At 66.8% G+C, this 5,418-nt stretch carries 3 protein-coding genes and 1 pseudogene; 3 read left to right on the top strand and 1 reads right to left on the bottom strand.

The annotated features are described in order from the left end of the window. Nucleotides 1–1,036 (bottom strand): ATP-binding cassette domain-containing protein (locus VJ655_RS15835; protein WP_324112715.1); only part of this gene is annotated, 1,036 nt, incomplete at its 3' end. Between the two features lie 230 nt (nucleotides 1,037–1,266). On the opposite strand from VJ655_RS15835, the gene VJ655_RS15830 reads away from it, so the two are divergent. The 3 genes and pseudogenes from VJ655_RS15830 to VJ655_RS15820 form a co-directional block, all read left to right on the top strand. Next, on the top strand, nucleotides 1,267–3,576 hold the full coding sequence (locus VJ655_RS15830; RefSeq protein ID WP_324112713.1) for a TonB-dependent receptor: 2,310 nt from the start codon (nucleotides 1,267–1,269) through the stop codon (nucleotides 3,574–3,576). A 388-nt stretch (nucleotides 3,577–3,964) separates the two neighbouring features. Beyond that, nucleotides 3,965–5,152, top strand: a complete 1,188-nt coding sequence (locus VJ655_RS15825; protein ID WP_414646992.1) for an SGNH/GDSL hydrolase family protein — start codon at nucleotides 3,965–3,967, stop codon at nucleotides 5,150–5,152. A 108-nt stretch (nucleotides 5,153–5,260) separates the two neighbouring features. Beyond that, a pseudogene (locus tag VJ655_RS15820) lies at nucleotides 5,261–5,418 on the top strand (hypothetical protein); the annotation flags it as partial.

Genomic DNA, 5,418 nt, shown 5'->3' with positions numbered 1-5,418 from the left:
GGCGGAACGACAGGTCCTTGAACAGCACCTTGTCGCCGTATTCCTTCTCCAGGCCGTTGACCTCGAGCACCAGGTTGCCCAGGCGCGGGCCGGGGGGGATCTGGATGTGGGCCTGGGTCTGGGCGGCGCGGGCGTTCTCCTGCGCGGCGACCATTTCCTCGTAAGACGCCAGACGGGCCTTGCTCTTGGATTGACGAGCCTTGGGCGAGCTGCGGACCCACTCCAGTTCGCGGGTGAGCGCGCGCTGGCGGGCTTCGGATTCCGACTGCTCCTGGACGACGCGCTTGGTCTTCTGCTCCAGCCAGCCGGAGTAGTTGCCCTCGTAGGGCACGCCCTTGCCGCGATCGAGTTCCAGGGTCCACTTGGTGACCTGGTCGAGGAAGTAGCGGTCGTGGGTCACCAGGATGACGCAGCCCGGGAACTCTTCCAGGTGGTGCTGCAGCCAGGCCACCGACTCGGCGTCCAGGTGGTTGGTCGGTTCGTCGAGCAGCAGCATGTCGGGCTTGCTGAGCAGCAGGCGCGCCAGGGCGATGCGGCGCTTCTCACCGCCCGACAGGCTTTCGATATTGGCGTCGTTGGGCGGGCAGCGCAGAGCGTCGATGGCCATCTCGACCTTGGAGTCGATGTCCCACAGGTCGCGGGCGTCGATGACCTCCTGCAGCTTGGTCATCTCCTCCATCAGCTCGTCGGTGTATTCCTCGCCGAGCTGGGCCGCCAGGGCGTTGTAGCGGTCAAAGATTTGCTTGTCTTCGCAATCGGCGATGACGTTGCCCCAGACGTCCAGGGTCGGGTCCAGCACCGGCTCCTGCGGGAGATAGCCGCGCTTGACGCCATCGGCGGCCTTGGCCTCGCCCGAAAATTCCTTGTCGAGGCCGGCCATGACCTTCAGCAGGGTCGACTTACCCGAGCCGTTGACGCCCACGACGCCGATCTTGGCGTCGGAATAGAACGACAGCCAGATGTTCTCGAAGACCTTCTTGCCGCCGGGATAGGCCTTGGTCAGGCCCTGCATCTGGAAAATATATTGCTGCGCCATGAGGGCTCGCGTTCTCGCTGGACGAGGGTTTCGGGGATCGGGCGCTGAAATAGCGGCCTGGACCGCTTAGCGCAATCGCGGTGGGACATTACGCCCCTCGCCAGAGGTTCATCATTTCGTCGCGCCAGTGTCGACTATCCGACACCGAACCGTCGTTCGCCCGTCGTCGAGCGCTGTTAGCCGATCCTCCCAGCCGACGCCGATCCGCGTCGGACAAGGGGATTCTCACAATGAAAAAGAACCAGATGCTGCTGGGCGCCGCCGCCCTCGTCCTCGTCATGGCCGCCGGAAACGCCTTCGCCGACGACAAGGCCGTCGACGCCGCCGCGCCGGCCGCCGCGCCCGCTGACAATTCGGAAGTCGACGCGCTGATCATCATCGGCCAGGGCCAGAGCCGCCAGATCCAGACGCTGAACAGCGAGGCGATCGGCCTGCAAGCCGCCGGCACCAGCGCCCTGAAGGCGATCGACAAGCTGCCGGGCGTGACCTTCCAGTCGGCGGACGCCTTCGGCGCCTACGAGTGGTCGACCCGCATCTCGATCCGCGGTTTCAACCAGAACCAGCTGGGCTTCACCCTGGACGGCGTGCCGCTGGGCGACATGAGCTACGGCAACCACAACGGCCTGCACATCAGCCGCGCCGTCGCCTCGGAAAACATCGGCCGCGTCGAGCTGGCCCAGGGCGCGGGCGCCCTTGGCACCGCCTCGACCTCGAACCTGGGCGGCACGCTGCAGTTCTTCTCGCGCGATCCGTCGGAAAAGCTGGGCGGCGAGATCGACCTGACCGGCGGCTCGGACAACATGCACCGCGTGTTCGGCCGTTTCGAAACCGGCGAGATCGAGCAGCTGGGCGGCCTGCGCGGCTATATCTCGGTCGCCGACCAGAAGTCCGACAAGTGGAAGGGCGGCGGCGAGCAGAAGCAGCGCCAGTACGACGCCAAGCTCGTGATGCCGCTGGGCGAGCGCGGCGACCTGACCGGCTTCTACCACCGCTCGGAACGCCGCGAGCAGGACTACCAGGATCTGTCGTTCGACATGATCAAGCGCCTGGGCCGCGACTGGGACAACACCCAGCCGAACTGGGGCCTGGCCGTGGCCGCCGCTCGCGCCTACCAGACCGGGACCGCCCTGCCCGCGCCGTTCAAGACCGTGGACGACGCCTACTACGCGGGCGCCGGCGTGCGTGACGACGACCTCTACGGCGCCAAGCTGAACCTGGACATCACCGACCGCGTCAAGCTGGACGCCACCGCCTACCAGCACAAGAACAAGGGCCAGGGCCTGTGGTACACGCCCTACCTGGCCAGCCCGGGCTTTGGCACGGCCGGCTCGACCGCCGCCCCGCTGTCGATCCGCACCACTGAATATGACATCGATCGCGGCGGCCTGACCGCTGGTCTCACGGTCGACCTGGGCGCCCACCGCCTGAGCGGCGGCTTCTGGCATGAAATCAACCACTTCAACCAAGCGCGCCGCTTCTACGCCGAGACCGCCGCGGCCCCGTCGCGCGATCCGCTGGACTTCCAGTCGAACCCGTTCTTCACCCAATGGCAGTACAGCTTCGAGACCAAGACCACGACCGGTCACCTCGAAGACGAGTGGACGATCAGCGACGCCTTCAAGGTCAACTTCGGCTTCAAGTCGATCAAGGTCACCAACAGCGTCAAGACCGTGGTCGGCAACCCGCTGGCCGGCGAAATCGAAAGCAAGGACACCTTCCTGCCGCAAGCCGGCTTCGTCTGGAAGGTCAGCCCCGACTTCGAGGCCTTCGGCGGCTACACCGAGAACATGGGCGCCTTCGTCTCGGCGGCCACCTCGGGTCCGTTCGGCTCGCAGAGCCAGACGGTCGTCGACTACGTCGCCAAGACGCTGAAGCCGGAAAGCTCCAAGACCTTCGAGCTGGGCGCGCGCTATCGCACCGAACGCTTCCAGGGCGTGGCCGCGGTCTATCACGTGGCCTTCGACAATCGCCTGCTGGCGGCCAACACCGCCTCGCCGATCCTGGGCCTGCCGGCCCTGCTGTCGAACGTCGGCTCGGTCGAGACCAAGGGCGTGGAGCTGGCCGGCACGTTCCGCCTGACCGACGCCTGGAGCCTCTACGGCGCCTACACCTACAATGACTCCAAGTACGAGGACGACGTCGTCGACGGCGCGGGGAAGGTCACGGTCCGCACCAAGGGCAAGACCGTGGTCAACACGCCCAAGAACATCTTCAAGGGCGAGCTGTCGTTCGACCAGGCCGGCTTCTTCGGTAAGCTGGGCGTCAGCTACACCGACAAGCGCTACTACACCTACGAGAACGTCGGCGGTCAGGTTCCCTCGACCACGGTGGCCGACCTGGCCCTGGGCTACCGCTTCGCCGAGGAAGGCTGGGGCAAGGGCCTGGAGGTCCAGCTCAACGTCACCAACCTGACCGACAAGGACTACATCTCGACCATCGGCTCGGGCGGCTTCGTCAACAGCGACGCCACCGGCGAGGCCATGACCGTGCTGCCGGCGCCGCCGCGCCAAGCGTATCTGTCGATCAAGAAGCGCTTCTAGGCGCAAGCCCTACTGCTGAAATTACCGGGGTCGGAAGGTTCGCCTTCCGGCCTCTTTTTCGTCTGGTCTGCGGGCGCGGTTTCCAATCAACCGGCAAAAGAAAAGCCCGGCGTTGCGGCCGGGCTCAAGTCATAGGGAGGAAACGCCCAGGAAGGGCAGAGGCGCGTCGCGCCTCACGGATAATCTGTTACCGCTAACACAGGTGCGGTTGCAAGCGATTCTTATCGGCCGCGGCGTCCGGTCGCGGAAAGCCCGTTTAGACCGCTTTACGACGGCCTCGGGAGGTCATACCAATGTTACCGCTACCGCCATAAGCGCGGAGCGGGGAGAAACGCCGATGAAGCTGCGCGTGGGCCGATTGCTGGCCATACTGGGTCTGTCCCTCGCCATGGCCGCGCCCATGGGGACCGCGTCCGCCGAAGCGCCGAGCCGCTGGGTGGGGGCCTGGGCCAGCGCGCAACTGGCTCCCGACGCCAAGAACAGTCTCTCCCCTGAAGATTATCGCGACGCCACCCTTCGCCAGGTGATCCGCCTCAGCCTGGGTGGCGACAAGGTTCGGGTGCGCCTGTCCAACGCCTTTGGCGCGCGCCCCCTGACGATCAAGGGCGCGCGCATCGCGGTCTCGGCGGCCCTCGACAGTCCGCGCATCGATCCCGCCACCGACCGGGCTCTCACCTTCTCGGGTCGGAGCGAGGTGACCATTCCCGCCGGCGCCGACTATTGGTCCGACCCGGTGTCGCTGAAGGTCGCGCCGCTGACCGATCTGGCGATCAGCCTGCGCTACAGCGAGGCCCCCGACGTGCAGACCGGCCATCCCGGCTCCCGGGCCACCTCCTACATCCTGGCCGGCGATCACGCCGCCGACGTCGACCTGCCCGGCGCCAAGACGGCCGACCGATGGTTCCAGATCGCCAGCGTCGAGGTGGTCGCCAGCAAGCCCGCCGGCGCGATCGTCGCGTTCGGCGACAGCATCACCGACGGCTACGGCGTCCAGCCCAACACCAACCAGCGCTGGACCGACGCCCTGATCGCGCGGCTCAAGGGCAAGAACCTTTCGGTGCTGAACCTGGGCATCGGCGGCAACCGCGTCCTGCTCGACGGCCTGGGCCCCAACGCTCTGGCGCGGTTCGAGCGCGACGTGCTCTCGCAGTCGGGCGTCACCCACCTGATCCTGCTGGAAGGCGTCAACGACCTGGGCGTCCTGACCCGTGACGCCCCCGCGACGCCGGAAGCCCACAAGGCGCTGGTCGACCAGGTGATCGCCGCCTACCGCCAGATGATCGATCGCGCCCACGCGCGGGGGATCAAGGTGATCGGCGCGACGATCCTGCCCTATTCGGGCTCGGCCTATTACCACCCCGGCCCCGAGAGCGAGGCCGACCGTCAAGCGATCAACGCGTTCATCTGCGCGCCCGGAAACTTCGACGGCGTCATCGACTGGGACAAGGCGCTGCGCGATCCGGCTCGCCCCACCCACCTGCTGGCGGCCTACGATAACGACGGCCTGCACCCCAACCTCGCCGGCTACAAGGCCATGGCGGACGCGATCCCGCTGAGCCTGTTCGAGGCCCGCTAGAAATTCGACCTCCCCGGCGAACGCCGGGGCCCAGATCCATCCGGAGAGTCAAACGTGCTCGCGCCCCAGATCACGACCAAGACCACGACCGCAACGTGTTCGACCTGGATCCCGGCCTTCGCCGGGAAGGTCGGAGGATGGGCGCTGATGGCGCTCGTGGCCACAAGCGCCCACGCCGCCGACAAGCCCGTCATCGCCTTCACCTGGGACGATCTGCCCGCCCACGCGGCCCTGCCCCCGGGCGTGACGCGAGCGCAGATCGCCAC

It is taken from the genome of Caulobacter sp. (genome assembly GCF_035254145.1).
Lineage (GTDB): Bacteria > Pseudomonadota > Alphaproteobacteria > Caulobacterales > Caulobacteraceae > Caulobacter.
This window is presented reverse-complemented; position numbering and strand designations above follow the sequence as displayed.